Raw genomic sequence first — 18,825 nt, 5'->3', positions numbered from 1 at the left:
CTAGAACAAAGGTGGGAGCATGTACTCGCCGACCGCCCGCACCACCGCCAGTCGCTCCCGGGAGCGGATGAGCTACGACCGCGACGCCGCGCACGCGGTGCTCGACGAGGCGTACCACTGCGCGCTCGCCTTCACCGTGGACGGTGCGCCCCGCGTCCTGCCCACCCTGCACGTGCGCGTCGGCGACACGCTCTATCTGCACGGCTCCACCGGCAGCCGGCCGCTGCTCGCCGCCCGGGGCGACGGTCTGCCGGTCTGCGTGGCGGTCACCCTGCTCGACGGGCTGGTCTACGCCCGGTCGCAGTTCCACCACAGCGCCAACTACCGCTCGGTGATCGCGCACGGCACCGCCCACCTGGTCACCGACACCGACCTGCGTGCCGAGGTCTTCACCGCCCTGATGGAGAAGACCGGCACCGGCCGCGCCGCCCAGAGCCGCCCACCGAACCGGCGGGAACTGGCCGAGACCGCGCTGCTGGCCCTGCCGCTGCGCGAGGTGTCCGTGCGTACGCGCACCGGCGGCGTCCGCGACGAACCCGACGACCTGACGCTTCCCCACTGGGCCGGAGTCGTACCGCTGCGGCTGACCGCCGGACCGCCACAGCCCGACGCCGGGGTCACCGCGCCGGTACCGGCCTACCTGCGGCCGGTCGGCACGCCCTGGCACGAGCCGGCCGAGCTGCGCGGCGCGCACGTCCGGCTGGAACCGTTGGACCTGTCGCACACCGACGAGCTGTACGCGGCCACCACCGACCCGGAGGTCTGGCGGCACCTGGGCGTCCCCCAGCCGGCCGACCCGGCGGCGCTGCGCGACGAGATCGCCACGGCCCTGGCCGCGCAGCACCGTGGCGAGCGGGTCGCGTGGGCGCAACGGTGCGCGGTCACCGGGGTGGTCGTCGGCTCCACCTCGTACTACGAGATCGACGACGACCGGCGGTCGGTGGCCATCGGCTACACCTACCTCGGGCGGCCCTGGTGGCGTACCGGAATCAACACCGAGGCGAAGCTGCTGCTGCTCGGCCGCGCCTTCGACGACCTCGGCGCGGTCCGGGTGGTCTGGCACACCGACATCCGCAACGAGCGTTCACAGCGGGCCATCGCACGGCTCGGCGCCATCCGGGAGGGCGTGCTGCGCAAGCACCGGCAGCGGCCGGACGGCTCGTGGCGGGACACGGTGCAGTACTCGATGACCGCCGACGAGTGGCCGAACGCACAGGTCAGGCTGCGGGAAAGGCTTCTCTCCAGGGCCGACGCGGCCGGATGATGTCGGGCGTGCTGGGGATCACCGACATCTGGACGTACGTGCTGGGCACGGTCGCCATCATCCTGCTGCCCGGACCGAACTCGCTCTTCGTCCTCTCCACCGCCGCCCGGCGCGGGGTGGGCGTCGGGTACCGGGCCGCGGGCGGGGTGCTGGTCGGCGACGCGGTACTCATGATCCTGTCCGCCGCCGGGGTGGCGTCGCTGCTCAAGGCGTACCCGCCGGTCTTCCTCGTGATCAAGTACGCGGGTGCCGCGTACCTGGGCTACGTCGGGGTGACCATGCTGCGCGGCGCCTGGCGGCGCTGGCGAAACCGCAACGACCCGGGCACGCCGCGGCTGATCGACGCCGCGAAGCCGGCGGAGATGCGCAGCCCGTTCCGCAAGGCCATGATGATCAGCCTGCTCAACCCGAAGGCGATCCTCTTCTTCGTCTCGTTCTTCATCCAGTTCGTCGACCCGACCTACGCCTGGCCGGCGCTGTCCTTCCTGCTGCTCGGGCTGATCGCGCAGGTCACCAGCCTGCTGTACCTGACCGCGCTGATCTTCGCGGGCACGTTCCTGGCCACCCAGTTCCGTCGTCGCCGCCGGCTGTCGGCGGGGGCGACCACCGCGGTGGGCGCGCTGTTCCTCGGCTTCGGCTTCAAGCTCGCGCAGGGTTGAGGGCGGCTGCGGCTTGTGTGAAAGGAGGGGTCCCCTGCTAACGCCTGAGGTATAGCAGGGGACCCCTCCTTACACCGATGGGCGCGAGGTGCCGCAACGCGGGAAGGTGCGCGGGGTACTGCGGCGGGCGTCAGGTGCCGTCGCCGCCTCCACCGCCACCGACACCCGCGCCACCGGCGGTGCCGCCCAGGCCGAAGCCGGGGACGATCGGCCGGTCGGGCGGTCGGCTGACGTGGGCGGACTCGGTGATGGTGGCCGACCAGTCGGCCTGTGCGGCGGCTGCCGCATGCCGGTTGATCGTCTCGCGCAGCCAGCCGTCCACGACGGAGACCCAGTCGCGCTGGTCGGCGTTGACGTGCCAGATCCGGAACCGGCTGATGCTGGTATGGGTGATCCCGGCCAGCGCCAGCCGGCGGTCGCACCAGAGGATCACTTCGAGGCCGGCGGAGTTGGCCACGAAGATCACCTCCAACTCGGTGATCGGCCCGGCGTAGAGCGGCCCCACCCAGAAACCCCACCGCTGGTGCAGCGGCAGGGTCTGCTCCACCCCCGGCAGCCGCCCGTCGACCAGACCCGCCTGACGCACGCTGAACCCGAGCGTGTCCAACGCGGCCAGGACGTGCTGCTGGGTGGGCAGCGGATGGACGAAGACCGGCACCATGGCGCCCTGGTCCAGCGCCGGGTCGATCGCCACCTCGGTACGCAGCCCCATCCGCAGGCTGAGCAGCGGCACCCCGCCGTACGTGGTCACCGGCGTCTCCCACGGCAGCGGGAACTCGAACGGGATCGAGCGCGCCCGATTGGCCCGCAGCACCAGCGCGTCGGCCACCTGTGCCTGGTGGAACTGCACCAGCCGCCGAGGAGCCTCCGGGTCGTCCGGCTCGACCGAGCTGACCAGGCCGAGCCGGACGTGCAGGACCGGCACGTCGACCGCACCGGCGATCAGGTTCACCCGCCCCGGCAGACGCAGGCCGGGGCGGGTGCTCGGATTGGCCAGCGCGGTCTGCACCGTCAGGCCCGTACCGCCCGACTCCGGTGACACCCCCGTCAGCCGCATCCGTGTCGCTCCTACCTCAGGCGGCGTACCGCACGTGGGATCGGATCGGTCTCGTCGTCGAACTCCCCGATGACCTCCTCCAACAGGTCCTCCAGGGCGACGAAGCCGACCGGCCGGGCCGGGCCGCCGCCGTTGCGCACCAACGCGAGCTGCGAACGGCGGGCCCGCATCACGGCCACCGCCTCGGTCACGGTGGCCGTGCCGGGCAGGGTGATCGCCTCGTTCATCAGGTCCACCGCCCGGGCGTCCGGCCGGACGGCGGTGGCCCGCACCGCCTCGCGTACGTGCACCAGGCCGCAGACGTCACCGGCGGCGTCCAGCACCGCCATCCGGGACCGGCCGCTGTCCCGGCTCACCTGCTCGATCCGGTCCACCGGGTCCTCCCGGCGCACCGTCACCATCCGGTCGAAGGGCTCCATGACCTGGGCCACGGTGGTCGCCTGCAACTGGAGCATGCTGGTCAACAGCTCGTGCTGCGCGGCGCCGAGCAGTCCGTGCTCGTGCGACTGCTCCAGCAGCATCCGCAACTCGTCCGGGCCGTGCACCTGGGCCAACTGGTCCTGCGGGTTGACCTTGAACAGCCGTAGCAGCGCGTTGGCGACCGCGTTGAGCACCGACAACACCGGCCGGGCGACCCGGGCGAAGGCCCGGAACGGCAGGGCCAGCAGCAACGCGGACCGCTCCGGGTGGGTGATCGCCCAGGACTTCGGGGCCATCTCGCCGACCACCAGGTGCAGGAAGGTGACCAGGCTGAGCGCGAAGATCAGCGCGATCACGTGGCTGGCGCCGTAGGGCAGGCCGACGGCGTGCAGCAGCGGCCCGACCAGCCGTTCGATCGCCGGCTCGGCCAACGCACCGAGGCCCAGCGTGCACAGGGTGATGCCGAGTTGCGCGCCGGCCAGCATGAGCGACAGTTCGCGTACGCCGTCGAGGGCGGCCTTCGCCGCCCGACCGCCACCGGCCGCCGCCTGTTCCAGGCGGTAGCGCTTGCTCGCCACCAGGGCGAACTCGGCGGCGACGAAGAACCCGTTGAGCGCCAGCAGGACCACCGAGGTGACCAGCGCGAATCCGGTGCTCACGCGCCCACCTCCGCAGGCCCGTCGGAGAGTTGGAGCCGGACCGAGTCGGCCACGTGCCGGTCCACCGCGAGCACCTCGACCAGGGCACGCGGCCCCGGCCCGTGCTCACCGTCGGCCGGCAGGCTGATCTCCAGCCGGTCACCGACCTCGGGTACCCGGCCCAGCTCCCGCATCACCAGGCCGGAGAGGGTGTCGTACTCGGGGCCCTCGGGCAGGGCGATGCCGGTGCTGTCGGCGACCTCGTCGATGCGCCAGCGTGCCGGCACCACCCACGAACCGTCCTCCTGCCGGGCCGGGGCCCGCTCCGGCGGATCGTCCTCGTCGCGGATCGGGCCGACCAGTTCCTCGGCGATGTCCTCCAGCGTGATGACACCCGCGAAGCCGCCGTACTCGTCGACCACGCAGGCGAGCTGCCGGTGCCCGGACCGGAGCCGGTCCAGCACGATCGGCAGCGGCAACGTCTCGGGTACGAGCAGCGGCGGACCGGCGACCGTACTGACCGGGGTGGTGGCGCGTTGCGCCGGGGGCACCCCGAGTACGTCGGCGATGCCGATCACGCCGACCAGGTCGTCGACGCCCTCGGTGCCGCGTACCGGGAAACGGGACCGGCCGGTGTCGAGCAGCTCGACCACCCGGCTGATCGGCTCGTGGGCCAGGACGGTGTGCACGTCGACCCGGGGCACCATCGCCTCACCGGCGGTCAGTTGCCGGAAGTCGAGCCCCCGGTCCAGCAGCTCGGACATCTCGGCGTCGAGGTGACCGCCCTGCCGGGACTCGGCGATGATCTGCTCCAGGTCCTCCGGCGTGGCGCCGCTGGGCAGCTCCTCGATCGGCTCGATGCCGACCCGGCGCAGCAGGCGTACCGCGGCCCGGTCGAACAGCTTGATGACCGGTCCGGCGACGGCCAGGTAGACCAGGGTGGAGCGGGCCAGGGCCCGAGCCACCGGCTCGGGCCGGGCGATGGCCAGGTTCTTGGGGGCCAGCTCGCCGACCACCATCTGCACCACGGTCGCGATGACCAGGGCCAGCGCCACCGACAGCGGCAGACTGACCGCGGTGGAGACGCCGGAGACGCCGAGCAGCTCGGCCAGGCCGGCACCGAGGTAGGGCTCGGCGAGATAGCCGACCAGCAGGGTGGTGACGGTGATGCCGAGCTGCGCGCCGGAGAGCATGAACGACAGCCGGCCGGTGACCTCCAGGGCGCGCGCGGACGCCTGGTCACCCTCCTCGGCGCTCTGCTTGAGCTTGCCCCGGTCGACGGCGACGTAGCCGAACTCCTGCGCGACGAAGTAGCCCGTCGCGATGGTCAGAACGATGATCAGTACGAGACCGACGGTGATCAACACGGGAGGCTCAGGGCTCCCGGGGTCGCCGGGTCGTGTGGATGCCGGGGCTTACCCGGCTGGCTACTGCTGCCCTCCTGGGCAGAAGAGTCGATCATCCCGTCATTCTACCGGCGGGGACGCCCGGCTCGCGGCCTGTGGAGGCACTGAGGTAAGGAAGGGTCCCCTGCTATGCCGGAGGCGTTAGCAGGGGACCCTTCCTTACCAGTCGGCGGTCAGCTCTGCACGATTCGGACGTCGTCGACGGCGGCCTCGACCAGGCTGGCGGTGCTTGCGTCGGCGGCGTCGATCACGATCCGGACGGTCTGTCCGCGCAGGGCCGAGACGTCCGCGCCGCCGGTCTGCCAGGACGCCGCCCGGTTGGTGGCCGCACCGGTCGCGCTGAGCGCGGTGACCGTGCTGCTGCCGACCACGCGCACCCGCAGGTAGTCGGCGCTGCTGGAGTTGTTCAGGTGGGCCAGGTACCAGGAGAACGACAGCGTCAGCGTGCCGGTGGACGGCAGCGTGATCGTCGGGGACTGGACGGTGCTGACGCCGCCGTCGAGGTCGTGGTCCCCGGCGCTGCTGCCGGCGAGCGGGCCGGTGACCAGGTCGTAGCTGCCGCTGACCGTGGTGCCGAGTTGGGTGGCGACACCGGAGCTACTGGTGGCGGCGGGGTCGGCGCGCTCCCACCGGCCGGCGGTGGCGGTGTCCGTACCGGCCGGGTTGACGGTCCAGCCGGTGGCGGTCTCGAAGGTGTCGCTGTAGACCGTGGTGCCGGGCGGTGGGGTCGCCACCTGGGCCAGCGTCCAGACGGTGTACGCGATGGCGTCGGCGTTGCGGTCCAGCGCGGTGTCGTTGATGTTGGTGAGCGTGTCGCAGGCCCGGTGGTAGCAGGGGTCGAACGCCTGCCCGGCGGTGCCGCCCCAGAGTGACGCCTGGGCGCTGGACTTGGTGCCCTCGGCGCCGGTGAAGGTGCCGCCGGCCGGGATGCCCACGCTGATGAACGGGCCGTAGTCGCTGCGCCCGTCGAAGTCGGTGCCCCGGGTCGGTACGCCGATCGAGGTGAAGTACGCCTGGATGGTCTGCTCGATCTGGGCCGAGCCGGCCGGGCCGGGCCCGGCGCCCACCCCGTCGGAGTTGTCCCCGTCGTAGACGAAGTAGCCCGCGTTGGGCGAGCCGACCATGTCGAAGTTCAGGTACTGCCTGATCCGGCTCCGCTCGGCGGTGGGCAGGTTGTTGACGTAGTACTGCGAGCCACGCAGCCCCAGTTCCTCCGCGCCCCACCAGGCGAACCGCAGGTGCCGGTCGGGGGTGAACCCGGTCCGGGCCACGGCGAGCGCCACCTCCAGGATCGCGGCCGAGCCGGAGCCGTTGTCGTTGATGCCGGGCCCCGTGGTGGTGCTGTCCAGGTGCGCTCCGGTCATCACGACCGCGTTCGGGTCGCCCCCGGGCCAGTCGGCGATCAGGTTGTAGCCGGTGGCACCGTTGTAGGTGAACGACTGGACGGCGGTGGTGTAGCCGACCGCGTCGAGCTGGGCCCGGACGTAGTTGACCGAGGCGAGGTAGCCGGGTCGGCCGTGTGCCCGGTTGCCGCCGTTGGCGGTCGCGATCGACTGGAACTGGGTGAGGTGACCCTTGACGTTCGTCAGGGAGATGTCGGGCGCGGCCACGGCGGCGGTGATCGGCGCGGCGCCGGCCACGGGCGCGCCCGCGACGGCCGACGCGGCGAGCGTCGCGGTGGCGACGACCGCGGCGAGCCCGGCGGTACGGAGGGTGCGGGGTCTCATGGATCCTCCCGGTTCGGGGGCGAACACCGGCCGACCGTGGGTGCACGGGTGGCCGACGGACGGCCACTTGATCGATGTCCGTCATTGCGAGAGGTTGCTGCGCGCCGCCCCGACGGGCAAGACGCAAGGTGCCGGATTGATCGCTCCGCCCGAATTCCGGCGTGTCACCGGTCGGCGAGATCGTCGGCCTCCAACAGTTGCCGGTCCAGCCGCCCGCTGCGGTACGCCGCCCGGCCGATCATCTGTGCGGCGACCGGCGCGGTGGCCAACTGGAAGATCCCGACCAACGCGATCATCCCGAGGTCGGAGACGGTCCGCAGCCGCAGGCCCACCCCCAGCAGCAGGAGCAGGACGCCGAGCACCTGCGGCTTGGTGGCCGCGTGCATCCGGGTCGGCGCGTCCGGGAAGCGCACCACCCCGATCGCGGCGGCCAGGCTCAGCAGTGCACCGGCGATCAGGCTGGTCGCGCCCAGCCAGTCGGCGACGACACCCAGCGTGGCCCCGTCCAGCCAGTCGGCGGCGGCCCCCGGCGACACCCCGTCGAGCCAGGTCACGATCGACAACCCGGTCGGCCGGCTCACGGCCGACCCGCCGGCCGGCCACGCGGCCGTCACGGCTTCTCCCGGACGGCGAAGCGGACCATCGACACCGAGCCGACGAAGCCGAGCAGGCCGAGCGCCACCAGCACCGGCAACGTGGTGGCGTGCCGGTTGATCGCCGCCTCCGCACCGACCGCGCCGATCATGGTGGCCAGCAGCATGTCGGCGGCGATCACCCGGTCCAGCAGCGACGGCCCACGATAGAGCCGGGCGAGGGCGAGCAGCGCGGTCACCGACAGCAGACCGGCCAGTACGACGATGAGGACGGTGTTCACGGGTACTCCTTGTCGGCCGGGTCGGCGCGCAGGCGGCGGACCTCGGCCGTCGACCCCACCGCCTCGATGATCCGCTGTTCCACGGCGCGTACCTGCTCGCGTGCGTCGGTGAGGTCGCTGCGTCGGCGTACGTCCAGCACGTGCACGTAGAGCGTCGCGCTCTCCCGCTCCACGTCCACGATCAACGTGCCCGGCACCAGCGAGAGCGCCTCGGCGGTGAGAGCCAGGTTGAGGTCGGTGCGCACCCGTAGCCGGACCGCCACGATGGCCGAGCGGGGCACGTACCCGGGCTGCACCGCGATCCGGGCGACGTGCACGCTCGCCCGGACCAGTTCGACGACGAACCGGACCCCGAACACCAACAGTCCCCGGGGCCGCAGCCGCCCGGCGAAGGTCACCGGCGGGAGCGGGAAGAACACCAGCACCGCCGCGCCGACCAGGATCCCGCCCAGCAGGTTGCCCCAGGTGAACTCGCCCCAGAGCAGGTTCCAGACCAGCACCAGCCAGCCGACCGCGATGGCCTGGTCCCGCCATCGGCCCGCCCGGCCGCGTACGTCCCGGCCCGGCCCGTCGGCCGACCCGCCGTCGACGTCGGTGCGGGTCACGGTGGACCGTCCGGCAGTACGGCGTGGATGTACGGGGTCCGCTCGCGCAGGTCGACGGCGGCGCCGGTGGTCACGTCGAACAGCGGACCCGCCACCACGGTCAGCGACACCCCGAGGACCACCAGGGCGATGGTGGCCCCGATGGTCAGCGCGGGCAGCGGTGCGGTCGACTCGACGGTCTGGCAGGGCGTACGCCAGAAGGCCAGGTTCCACACCCGACTGGCCACGTACAGGGTGAGCAGGCTGGTCAGCGTCCCCACCGCCACCAGCGTCCAGGGCAGCGCGCCACCGACGGCCACCCCCGCCTGGAGCAGCCCGAGCTTGCCGAGGAACCCGGAGAACGGCGGGATGCCGGCGAGGTTCATCGCCGAGACGAAGAAGAGCACGGCGAGCAGGGGCGTCAGCCGGGCCAGCCCGCCGAGCCGACGCAGGTCGGTGCTGCCGGTGCGTTGTTCGATCAGACCGGCGACCAGGAACAGGGTGGTCTGGATGGTGATGTGGTGCACCACGTAGAAGATGGCCCCGACCAGCCCGGCGACGGTGCTGAGCCCCACCCCGAAGATCATGTAGCCGATGTGGCTGACCAGCGTGAACGAGAACAGCCGTTTCAGGTCCGACTGGGCCACCGCGCCGAGGATGCCGACCAGCATGGTCAGCCCGGCCACCACCATCAGCACCCGGTCGGCCTGCTCGCCGGGGAACAGCAGGGTCTGGGTGCGGATGATCGCGTACACGCCGACCTTGGTGAGCAGTCCGGCGAAGACGGCGGTGACCGGGGCCGGGGCGGTCGGGTAGCTGTCCGGCAGCCAGGCCGACAACGGGAAGACCGCCGCCTTGATGCCGAAGGCCAGCAGCAGCATGAGTTGCAGGCTCAGCCGTACGCCCTCGGGCAGTCCGTCGAAGCGGGCGGCGAGGTGGGCCAGGTTGAGCGTGCCGGTGGCCGCGTACACCAGGCCCACCGAGATCAGGAAGATCATCGAGGCCAGCACGTTGACCACCACGTACGTCGAGCCGGTGCGGATGCGCAGCCGGGTGCCGTTCAGCGTGATCAGGACGAAGCTGGCGGCGAGCAGCATCTCGAAGCCGACGAAGAGGTTGAACAGGTCACCGGCGAGGAAGGCGTTCGTCACGCCGGCGGTCAGCACCAGGTAGGTGGGGTGGAAGATGGCCAGCGGCGCGGACTCCCCGGTCTCCGCCTGGCCCTGGCCGATCGAGTAGAGCAGCACGCACAGGGTCACCGCCGAGGAGACCACCAGCATCAGGGCGGCCAACTGGTCGGCGACCAGCACGATGCCCACCGGAGCCGGCCAGGCGCCGATCTGCACCACCAGCGGCCCGTGCCGGTAGGCGTGCACCAGCAGCAGCACCGCCACCACCAGCGTGGCGGCCAGGCAGAACACGCTGACGATGCGCTGCGGCACCGGCCACTTCACCAGCAGCAGGGTCAGTGCCGCGCCCAGCAACGGCAGCAGCACCGGCAACGGCACCAGGGCGGTCATCGGTGCTCCCGGCGCGGTGGCGCGTACCGGCTCATCCCGGACCTCCCTCGCGGCGGGGCTGCCACGGCGCGGGCGCGTCGACCTGCTCGGGGTCGGTCTCCGGCGGCTCCCCGCCGAGGTCTGCGGTGGAGACCTCCCGGCGCGCCGCCCGGCGCACGATCTGCTGGTCCTCCAGGTCGTCGGGCACCTCGTCGTCGCCGGTCAGATACCAGCTCCGGTAGCTGATGGCGAGCAGGAAGGCGGTGAACCCGAACGTGATGACGATGGCGGTGAGCACCATGGCCTGGGGCAGGGCGTCGCTCATCCGATCCGGCTCGGTGACCCCGACGACCGGGGCCCGCCCGGACCGGCCGCCGAAGATGATCAGCAGGTTGACGCCGTTGCCGATCAGGATGATGCCGAGCAGGATCCGGCTCAGGCTGCGTTCCAGCAGCAGGGTCACCCCGCAGCCGACCAGCACCCCGATCGCCACGAACGAGACCAGGTTCGCCCCGGCGCTCATCGGGTGCCGCCCCGACGCTCGACGGCCAGCCCGCCCTCGGGTCCACCGGCCGCCTCGATGTGCCGGTCCACCTCGGCGCCGAGACTGCGCAGCACGTCCAACGCCAACCCGATCACCACCAGATAGACGCCGACGTCGAAGAAGAGCGAGGTGATCAGGTAGAAGTCGCCGATCACCGGCAACCAGAGGTCGATCCGCGCACTCTGCAGCACGGCGCCACCGGCCAGCAGGGAGGTCACCGCGCCGCAGACCGCCAAGCCCAGCCCGGCGCCGAGCACGGTGCCCGCGGAGACCGGAGCGGCCTCGGCCAACTCGTACCGGCCGCCCGCGAGGTAGCGCATGGTCAGCGCCAGGCTGGCCACCAGGCCACCGGCGAAGCCGCCGCCGGGCGCGTTGTGACCGGAGAACAGCAGGTAGAACGAGAAGAGCACGGCGGTGTGGAAGATCAGCCGGGTGACCACCTCCAGCACGATCGAGCGGTTGCGTTCGATCAGCGTGGCGCCGCCGCGCAGCCACACCGGTCGCCCGGCCAGGCTCTCCCCCCGGTCGGCGTCCAGTCGCCGGGGACGGGGACCGGTGCGGGACTGCTGGAAGATCAGGCTCGCCACCCCGGTCGCCGCGGCCACCAGCACCGCCAACTCGCCCAACGTGTCCCAGGCCCGGATGTCGACGAGCGTCACGTTGACCACGTTGCGGCCGTACCCCTGCTCGACGGCGAGCCGGGGGAAGTCCTCGGAGATGGTGCGGGTGTGCCGGGCCGCCGTGGCGGTCAGCGCGAGCCCGGCCACGGTGAGGCCGACCAGGAGCCCGATGGAGCGGCGGATCCAGCGACTGCGGCGCAGCGGGCGGACCGAGAACCGCTCCGGCAGGCGACGCAGCACCAGCACGAAGACCGCGATGGTCACGGTCTCCACCAGGAACTGGGTGAGCGCCAGGTCGGGCGCGCCGTGCAGCACGAAGAACATCGCGGTGCCGTAGCCGGTCACTCCGACCAGCAGCATCGCGGTGAGCCGACGGCGGGCCCCGACGGCGAGCAGCGCCGCCATCGCGATCACCAGCAGCACCACCGGTTGCGCGGGTGAGCCCCACAGCTTCAGGGACTGTTCCCACGGCCGGACGACCAGCAGCACCCCGCCCGGCACGGCGGACAGCACGATCAGGATCAGACCGAGGTACTGCGGCAGCGAACCCCGCTGGGTGACGCTGGTGACGTCCACGGCGGTGCGGTCGAAGCGGTGGATGAGCCACTCGTAGCCCTGCTGGCCGGTGGTCGGGGAGCGCAGCCGGGCCAGCACCGGGGCCAGTGGACCGCGCAGCACGAACAGCGCCGCGCCACCGGTGAGGGTCAGCGCGGAGAGGCCGAGCGCGAGGTTGACACCGGGCCAGAGCGTCAGGTGCGCGTGCACCGGTCCGAGGAGGCGCGCGTACGGGCGGATCAGGTGGTCGAGCGCGCCGGCCGCCGGCCCGGCGACGAGCCCCGCCCCGGCGAGCACGGCCGGGGGCCACAGCATCGCCGCCGGGATCCGGGCCCACTCGGTCGGGGCCGGCCCGGGACGGGTGCCGAACGCGCCCCAGAGGAACCGGATGCTGTAGGCGACCGTGAGCACGGTGCCGACCACCAGTACGGCCAGCGCCACCGGCCGATCGGTGAAGGCGGCGAAGACCGCCTCCTTGGCGACGAAACCGAACAGTGGCGGCACCCCGGCCATGGAGGCGGCGGCCAGCCCGGCCACCACCGCCAGCAACGGGGCTCGCCGCCCCAGACCGGACAGCTTGCGCAGGTCGCGGGTGTGCGCGCCGTGATCGATGATGCCGACGACGAGGAACAGCGCCGCCTTGAACAGGGCGTGTGCCGCCAGCATCGCCACGCCGGCCAGCGCGGCGTCCGGGGTGCCCACCCCGACCGCCACCGCCACCAGGCCGAGTTGGCTGAGCGTGCCGTACGCCAGCAGCAGTTTCAGGTCGTTCTGCCGCAGCGCGGACCAGCCGCCCAGCACCATGGTGGCCAGCCCGGCGACCAGCACCACCGGCCGCCACGGGCCCACCTGCGCCAGCAGCGGGGCGAGCAGACCGAGCAGGTAGACGCCGGCCTTCACCATCGCCGCCGCGTGCAGGTACGCGCTGACCGGCGTCGGCGCCGCCATCGCCACCGGCAGCCACGAGGTGAACGGCAGCAGGGCCGACTTGGACAGCGCCCCGAGCAGGATCAGCACCACCGCCACGATCAGGTACGCCCCGCCGGGCAGCGGGTGTTGCGACAGTTCCGACAGGCGGTAGGTGCCGGCGTGGTGGCCGAGCATGATGAACCCGACCAGCATGGCCAGGCCGCCGAAGGTGGTCACGGTCAACGCCTGGGCGGCGGCCCAGCGGGCGGAACGCCGCTCGGCGCTGTGCCCGATGAGCAGGTAGGAGAAGACCGTGGTGAGTTCCCAGCAGACGTAGAGCAGCAGCAGGTCGTCGGCGAAGACCAGGCCGAGCATGGCTCCGGCGAAGCCGACCATCACCCCGGCGAACTGGGCCGTGCCGACGGCCGGCGGCGGGAAGTACCGCGCGCTGTAGACCAGCACCAGGGCGCCGACGCCGCCGATCAGCAGCGTCATCACCCAGGACAGGGTGGTCGTCCGGAAGGCCAGGTCGAGCCCGAGCTTCGGGATCCACGGGTACGTCTCGACCACCGCGCCGCCGTCGACCACGTCGCGGGTCCGGTACACCGCCCAGCCGAGCGCGGCGGCCGGCGCCAGCGCCAGCGGGTAGCAGGCGCGCGCACCCCACCGACGGACCAGCAGCGGTGCCGCCAGCGCCGCCACGAGGTGCAGGATCAGCAGTACGAGCACGCGCGCTCCCGGTCGAGGTGGCAGCGGCGCCCGTTCCGCGTGCGCGGCGCCTACCTGCGATCAGACGACATCTCCGGGGCGTACTAGGCGGTTTTGCCGAAAAAAGCCCATATTCACCTTCGTCTGGCGCGAGGGGGTACGACAGGCCCGGTCGACCGAATGGGATCCGGTGACGCTCGGGCGCGGCGGGGCCGCTGCCGGCACCGCAGACCGCGAGGGTGTTCCCGTCCTACCCGGCGCGGGTCTCGACCATCAGGTCCGGACGGCCGAGTTGCCGCGCCGCCTTGTTGACGAGTCGCTGCGCAGCGGCGAGGGAGCGGACGGAGAGTAGTCGACCGCGGCTCTCCCGTCGGAGTACGAAGTAGTGCACGGCGACGCGTACCCGCGCCCGGTCGGCGGCACTGGCCTGGGCCGTCGAGGCGATCAACTCCCGCAGGCAGCCGGCGAGGCGCTCGGCCAACTCCAGATCGGGGCCGTGCAGGCCGGTGCGGAGAGTGGCGACATGACTGTCGACCTTGCGCACCAGGACGTCGGTGCCGGACCCTGGACTCCGCTCCTCGACGTCCATCCGACCTCCTCACCGCGCGCTACACCGCGAGTGAAGTTACTTTATGTTGCAGGATGCAAGCAAGCAGTTAAGTAAGACTTAACGGATTCTACGGGCATGACGCCTGCAACGCCTTAAACAGACATACCTCTCCGTCGCCGTCTGGGGAGGATGTCGGTCCCCGGGGGCAGTATGGGGTCGTGGCGGATTCCAGCGGCGGGTCGACCGGGGTGCTCTCCCGCTTCGGTCCGGCGACCCGGGAGTGGTTCGGGGCGGCCTTCGCCGCGCCCACGGCGGCGCAGTCCGGTGCCTGGACGGCGGTCGCGGCCGGGCGGCACGCCCTGGTGGTGGCGCCGACCGGTTCCGGCAAGACCCTCGCCGCCTTCCTCTGGTCGCTGGACCGGCTGGCCCGCGAGTCGGCCCCGGACGACCCCCGACACCGGTGCCGGGTGCTCTACGTCAGCCCGCTCAAGGCGCTCGCGGTCGACGTCGAACGGAACCTGCGCGCGCCCCTGGCCGGCATCCGGCAGGCCGCCACCCGGCTGGCGCTCCCTCCGCCGGAGATCACCGTCGGCATGCGGACCGGCGACACCCCGGCCGACGAGCGGCGGGCCTTCGCCCGGACCCCACCGGACATCCTGATCACCACTCCGGAGTCGCTGTTCCTGCTGCTCACCTCCGCCGCGCGGGACGCACTGCGGGGCGTCGAGACGGTGATCGTCGACGAGGTGCACGCGGTCGCCGGCACCAAACGCGGCGCCCACCTGGCGCTCTCCCTGGAGCGTCTCGACGAGCTGCTGCCCGCTCCGGCGCAGCGGATCGGGCTCTCCGCCACCGTCCGGCCGGTCGACGAGTGCGCCCGGTTCCTCGGCGGCGCCCGCCCGGTCGACGTGGTGGCCCCGGCCGGCGCCAAGACGATCGAGGTCAGCGTCCAGGTCCCGGTCGAGGACATGACCCGCCTCGACGAGCAGGAGCAGCCGGCGGACGACCTCGCCGGCCCCCGGTCGGCGTCGATCTGGCCCGCCGTCGAGGAACGCGTCTACTCGTTGATCCGGGCCCATCGCTCGACCATCGTCTTCACCAACTCCCGGCGCAGCGCCGAGCGGCTCTGCGCCCGCCTCAACGAACTCGCCGTCGAGGAGGGCGCCGAGGAGACCTCCGACGGAGCGACACCGCCGACCGGGCGGCCGGTCCGGACACCGGCGGAGATGATGGCCCAGGCCGGGGCGGTGGCGGGAGTCCCACCGGTGATCGCCCGCGCGCACCACGGCAGCGTCTCCCGGGAGGAGCGCCGGCACATCGAGGAGTCACTCAAGGCCGGTCAGCTCCCGGCCGTGGTCGCCACCTCCAGCCTCGAACTCGGCATCGACATGGGCGCGGTCGACCTGGTGGTCCAGATCGAGGCGCCGCCCAGCGTGGCCGCCGGCCTGCAACGCGTCGGCCGGGCCGGGCACCAGGTCGGCGCGGTGTCCCGTGGCGTGGTGCTGCCCAAGCACCGGGGCGACCTGCTCTCCTGCGCCGTGGTCGCCGAGCGGATGGGCGACGCGGCGATCGAGGAGCTGCACCATCCGCGCAACCCGCTCGACGTGCTCGCCCAACAGATCGTCGCGATGGTGGCGCTGGACGAGTGGCCGGTGGCCGACCTGGCGACGGTGGTGCGCCGGGCCGCGCCCTTCGCCGAACTGCCCGACTCCGCGCTGCACGCCGTCCTCGACATGCTCTCCGGCCGCTATCCGTCGACCGCCTTCGCCGAGCTGCGTCCCCGTCTGGTCTGGGACCGCGCCACCGACCTGCTGACCGGTCGGCCGGGCGCCCAACGGCTCGCGGTGACCAGCGGCGGCACCATCCCCGACCGGGGCCTGTTCGGCGTCTTCCTGGCCGGCGCCGAACGCGCCGCCCGGGTCGGCGAGCTGGACGAGGAGATGGTCTACGAGTCCCGGGTGGGCGACGTCTTCCTGCTGGGCTCCTCGTCCTGGCGGATCGAGGAGATCACGCCGGACCGGGTGCTGGTCTCCCCCGCGCCCGGGCAGGCGGCCAAGATGCCGTTCTGGAAGGGCGACCAGCCGGGCCGCCCGGTCGAACTCGGCCGGGCCATCGGCGCCCGGGTACGCGGCCTGCTGCGCCAGGGCGACGACGAGGCGACCGCCGCGCTGCGCGCCACCGGCCTGGACGACTGTGCCGCCGGCAACCTGATGGCCTACCTGCGCGAGCAGCAGGCCGCCACCCGCGCGCTGCCCGACGACCGGACGGTGGTGGTCGAGCGGTTCCGCGACGAGCTGGGCGACTGGCGACTGGCCGTGCACAGCGTGCTCGGCGCGCGGGTGAACGCGCCCTGGGCACTGGCCGTCGGCCGACGACTGGCCGAGCGGTACGGCGTGGACGCCCAGGTGCTGCCCGCCGACGACGGCATCGTGGTGCGCCTGCCGGACACCGCCGACACGCCGCCCGGCGCCGACGTGGTGGCCTTCGACCCCGAGGAGATCGTCCAGCTCGTGGAGGAGTCGGTCGGCACCTCGGCGCTGTTCGCGGCCCGGTTCCGGGAGTGCGCCGCGCGGTCGTTGCTGTTGCCCCGCCGCGACCCCCGTCGCCGCCAGCCGCTCTGGCAGCAGCGGCAACGCGCCGCCCAACTCCTCGACGTCGCCCGCGAGTACGCCGACTTCCCGGTCACCCTGGAGGCCGCCCGGGAGTGCCTCCAGGACGTCTTCGACCTGCCCGCGCTGGCCCAGGTGATGCGGGACCTGGCCGGTCGCCGGGTCCGGCTGGTCGAGGTGGAGACGCCGCGCCCGTCGCCGTTCGCCCGCTCACTGCTTTTCGGGTACGTCGGCGCCTTCCTCTACGAGGGCGACTCGCCGCTGGCGGAGCGCCGGGCGGCGGCGCTGGCGCTGGACTCGGCCCTGCTCGGCGAGTTGCTCGGTCGGGTCGACCTGCGTGAGTTGCTCGACGCGGAGGTGCTCGCCGAGACCGAGCGGCAGTTGCGCTGGCTCACCCCGCAGCGTCGTCCCCGCGACGCCGAGGACGTGGTCGAGCTGCTGCGCCAGGTCGGCGACCTGAGCGACGACGAGCTGGCGGCACGCGGCGTGCCGGTGGACTGGTTGACCGAGCTGGCCGCCGCCCGGCGGGTGCTGCGGGTCCGGATCGCCGGGCAGGACCGCTGGGTCGGGGTGGAGGACGCCGGTCGGCTGCGGGACGCGTTGGGCGTGGCGCTGCCGGTGGGTGTCGCCGAGGCGTACCTCGAACCGGTCACCGATCCGCTCGGCGACCTGGTGGCCCGCTACGCCCGCACGCACGCGCCGTTCGCGGCGAGCACCTGCGCGGCGCGGTTCGGGCTGGGCGTGTTCGTGATGGAGCAGGCGTTGCGTCGGCTGGGGGCCACCGGCCGGGTGGTCTCCGGCGAGTTCACCCCGGAGTCGGTCGGCACCCAGTGGTGCGACGCGGAGGTGCTGCGCATGGTGCGCCGCCGGTCCCTCGCCGCGCTGCGCCGCGAGATCGAGCCGGTGCCGCCCCGGGCGCTGGCCACCTTCCTGCCCCGCTGGCAGCAGGTCGGCTCGTCGGCGCGCGGAGTCGAGGCGGTGGCCGCGGCCGTGGAGCAGTTGCAGGGCGTGTCGGTGCCCGCCTCGGCCCTGGAACGGCTGGTGTTGCCGGCCCGGGTGGCCGACTACTCCCCCGCCCAACTCGACGAGTTGTGCGCCAGCGGCGAGGTGCTGTGGGCCGGGGCGGGCGCGATCTCCAGCGGTGACGGTTGGGTCGGCCTGGCGTACGCGGACACCGCCGCGCTGCTACTGCCGCCGACGGATGACACGTCGGCGCGTACGCCCCTGCACGACGCGGTGCTGGGCGCGCTCGGCGACGGCCAGGCGATGTTCTTCCGTCCGCTGGCCGATCGGGTCGGGTCCACCGACGACGCCGAGCTGACGGCGGTGATCTGGGACCTGGTGTGGTCGGGTCGTCTCACCAACGACACGCTGGCACCGCTGCGGGCGCTGCTCGGCGGCGGTGGCGCGCACCGGTCCCGGCCGACCGCCGCGCGGGGCCGCTACCGGCGTCCGGGCCGGGTGGCCCTGCCGGCCCGGGGTGGCCCGCCGACGGTGGCGGGGCGCTGGTCCCGGCTGCCGGAGCGGGACACCGATCCGACCCGCCGGGCCGCCGCCCTGGCCGACGTGCTGCTGGAGCGACACGGCGTCGTCACCCGGGGCGCGGTCGTCGCCGAGCAGGTGCCGGGTGGGTTCGCGGCGGTGTATCCGGTGCTGGCGGCGATGGAGGAGCGCGGCGCGGCCCGGCGGGGGTACTTCGTGGACGGGCTGGGCGCGGCGCAGTTCGCGGTGCCCGGCGCGGTGGACCGGATCCGGGCCCTGGCCGAGCCGCTCGACGGCGGGCGGGCGGCCCGGGGCGCCCCGGCGGTGGTGCTGGCCGCCACCGACCCGGCCAACCCGTACGGGGCGGCGCTGCCCTGGCCGGAGCGGGTGGTCGACTCCGGTGACGCCACCACCCCGGCACCCACCGGCCATCGGGCCGGACGCAAGGCCGGAGCCCTGGTCGTGGTGGTCGCCGGTGACCTGGTGCTCTACGTCGAGCGCGGCGGCCGGACGATCCTCAGTTTCACCGACGACGCCGACGCGTTGACCACCGCCGGCAAGGCGCTGGCCGACGCGGTCCACTCCGGTGCGCTCGGCCCGATGTCGGTGGAACGCGCCGACGGTGCGGCCGTCCGCTCGTCACCGCTGCGGGACGCCCTCACCGCCGCCGGTTTCCGCACCACCCCGCGCGGTCTGCGGCTGCGCGCCTGACGCCGGAGC

14 protein-coding genes are annotated in these 18,825 nt (G+C 73.1%); 3 read left to right on the top strand and 11 right to left on the bottom strand.

Features of this window, described 5'->3' with window-relative positions:
• The first annotated feature begins 19 nt into the window (after positions 1 to 19).
• Together ACQVFL_RS07650 and leuE are read left to right on the top strand one after the other, a co-directional pair.
• Positions 20 to 1,264 carry a bifunctional pyridoxamine 5'-phosphate oxidase family protein/GNAT family N-acetyltransferase gene (locus ACQVFL_RS07650; protein WP_431729031.1) on the top strand — a complete coding sequence of 415 codons (1,245 nt, stop codon included), beginning with the start codon at positions 20 to 22 and terminating at the stop codon, positions 1,262 to 1,264.
• Positions 1,261 to 1,923 (top strand): leucine efflux protein LeuE, encoded by a 663-nt coding sequence (leuE, locus tag ACQVFL_RS07645; RefSeq protein WP_396691628.1) that lies wholly within the window; start codon positions 1,261 to 1,263, stop codon positions 1,921 to 1,923. Before ACQVFL_RS07650 ends, leuE begins: the two co-directional genes overlap by 4 nt.
• A gap of 130 nt (positions 1,924 to 2,053) precedes the next feature.
• On the opposite strand, the gene ACQVFL_RS07640 is transcribed toward leuE, so the two are convergent.
• From ACQVFL_RS07640 to ACQVFL_RS07590, 11 genes are all read right to left on the bottom strand, one after another.
• Complete coding sequence (locus tag ACQVFL_RS07640) at positions 2,054 to 2,980, bottom strand: sporulation protein (RefSeq protein WP_396691629.1); 927 nt, start codon at positions 2,978 to 2,980, stop codon at positions 2,054 to 2,056.
• Between the two features lie 11 nt (positions 2,981 to 2,991).
• The gene (locus tag ACQVFL_RS07635; RefSeq protein ID WP_396691630.1) at positions 2,992 to 4,059 is read right to left on the bottom strand and encodes a hemolysin family protein; all 1,068 of its coding nucleotides are present in this window, start codon (positions 4,057 to 4,059) and stop codon (positions 2,992 to 2,994) included.
• The gene (locus ACQVFL_RS07630; RefSeq protein WP_396691631.1) at positions 4,056 to 5,405 is read right to left on the bottom strand and encodes a hemolysin family protein; all 1,350 of its coding nucleotides are present in this window, start codon (positions 5,403 to 5,405) and stop codon (positions 4,056 to 4,058) included. The genes ACQVFL_RS07635 and ACQVFL_RS07630 overlap by 4 nt, the downstream gene beginning before the upstream one ends.
• Before the next feature lie 212 nt (positions 5,406 to 5,617).
• Complete coding sequence (locus tag ACQVFL_RS07625; protein ID WP_396691632.1) at positions 5,618 to 7,171, bottom strand: M28 family metallopeptidase; 1,554 nt, start codon at positions 7,169 to 7,171, stop codon at positions 5,618 to 5,620.
• Positions 7,172 to 7,335: 164 nt separating this feature from the next.
• The gene (gene mnhG, locus ACQVFL_RS07620; protein ID WP_396691895.1) at positions 7,336 to 7,665 is read right to left on the bottom strand and encodes a monovalent cation/H(+) antiporter subunit G; all 330 of its coding nucleotides are present in this window, start codon (positions 7,663 to 7,665) and stop codon (positions 7,336 to 7,338) included.
• A gap of 116 nt (positions 7,666 to 7,781) precedes the next feature.
• Positions 7,782 to 8,045, bottom strand: coding sequence for a monovalent cation/H+ antiporter complex subunit F (locus ACQVFL_RS07615; RefSeq protein ID WP_131053511.1), 264 nt, complete (start codon positions 8,043 to 8,045; stop codon positions 7,782 to 7,784).
• The gene (locus ACQVFL_RS07610) at positions 8,042 to 8,650 is read right to left on the bottom strand and encodes a Na+/H+ antiporter subunit E (protein WP_396691633.1); all 609 of its coding nucleotides are present in this window, start codon (positions 8,648 to 8,650) and stop codon (positions 8,042 to 8,044) included. Before ACQVFL_RS07610 ends, ACQVFL_RS07615 begins: the two co-directional genes overlap by 4 nt.
• Entirely contained in the window at positions 8,647 to 10,149 is a 1,503-nt protein-coding gene (locus ACQVFL_RS07605) for a Na+/H+ antiporter subunit D (protein WP_396691634.1), read from the bottom strand. The genes ACQVFL_RS07610 and ACQVFL_RS07605 overlap by 4 nt, the downstream gene beginning before the upstream one ends.
• 31 nt (positions 10,150 to 10,180) lie before the next feature.
• Positions 10,181 to 10,651 (bottom strand): Na(+)/H(+) antiporter subunit C, encoded by a 471-nt coding sequence (locus ACQVFL_RS07600; RefSeq protein ID WP_431729030.1) that lies wholly within the window; start codon positions 10,649 to 10,651, stop codon positions 10,181 to 10,183.
• On the bottom strand, positions 10,648 to 13,485 hold the full coding sequence (locus ACQVFL_RS07595) for a Na+/H+ antiporter subunit A (protein WP_431729029.1): 2,838 nt from the start codon (positions 13,483 to 13,485) through the stop codon (positions 10,648 to 10,650). Before ACQVFL_RS07595 ends, ACQVFL_RS07600 begins: the two co-directional genes overlap by 4 nt.
• A 229-nt stretch (positions 13,486 to 13,714) precedes the next feature.
• Complete coding sequence (locus ACQVFL_RS07590; RefSeq protein ID WP_431729028.1) at positions 13,715 to 14,053, bottom strand: hypothetical protein; 339 nt, start codon at positions 14,051 to 14,053, stop codon at positions 13,715 to 13,717.
• A gap of 179 nt (positions 14,054 to 14,232) precedes the next feature.
• On the opposite strand from ACQVFL_RS07590, the gene ACQVFL_RS07585 reads away from it, so the two are divergent.
• The gene (locus tag ACQVFL_RS07585; protein WP_431729027.1) at positions 14,233 to 18,816 is read left to right on the top strand and encodes an ATP-dependent helicase; all 4,584 of its coding nucleotides are present in this window, start codon (positions 14,233 to 14,235) and stop codon (positions 18,814 to 18,816) included.
• Positions 18,817 to 18,825: the final 9 nt, after the last annotated feature.

The sequence above is a fragment of the Verrucosispora sp. TAA-831 genome (assembly GCF_050780145.1).
Lineage (GTDB): Bacteria > Actinomycetota > Actinomycetes > Mycobacteriales > Micromonosporaceae > Micromonospora.
The sequence above is the reverse complement of the archived record's forward strand: the minus strand, read 5'-3'. Positions and strand labels throughout refer to the sequence as shown.

Bases quoted from the DNA above. Each gene is read 5' to 3' on its own strand.
- ACQVFL_RS07625 (WP_396691632.1), bottom strand. From the start codon at position 7,171: ATGAGACCCCGCACCCTCCGTACCGCCGGGCTCGCCGCGGTCGTCGCC.
- ACQVFL_RS07590 (WP_431729028.1), bottom strand. From the start codon at position 14,053: ATGGACGTCGAGGAGCGGAGTCCAGGGTCCGGCACCGACGTCCTGGTG.
- leuE (WP_396691628.1), top strand. From the start codon at position 1,261: ATGATGTCGGGCGTGCTGGGGATCACCGACATCTGGACGTACGTGCTG.
- ACQVFL_RS07605 (WP_396691634.1), bottom strand. From the start codon at position 10,149: ATGACCGCCCTGGTGCCGTTGCCGGTGCTGCTGCCGTTGCTGGGCGCG.
- ACQVFL_RS07640 (WP_396691629.1), bottom strand. From the start codon at position 2,980: ATGCGGCTGACGGGGGTGTCACCGGAGTCGGGCGGTACGGGCCTGACG.
- ACQVFL_RS07600 (WP_431729030.1), bottom strand. From the start codon at position 10,651: ATGAGCGCCGGGGCGAACCTGGTCTCGTTCGTGGCGATCGGGGTGCTG.
- ACQVFL_RS07650 (WP_431729031.1), top strand. From the start codon at position 20: ATGTACTCGCCGACCGCCCGCACCACCGCCAGTCGCTCCCGGGAGCGG.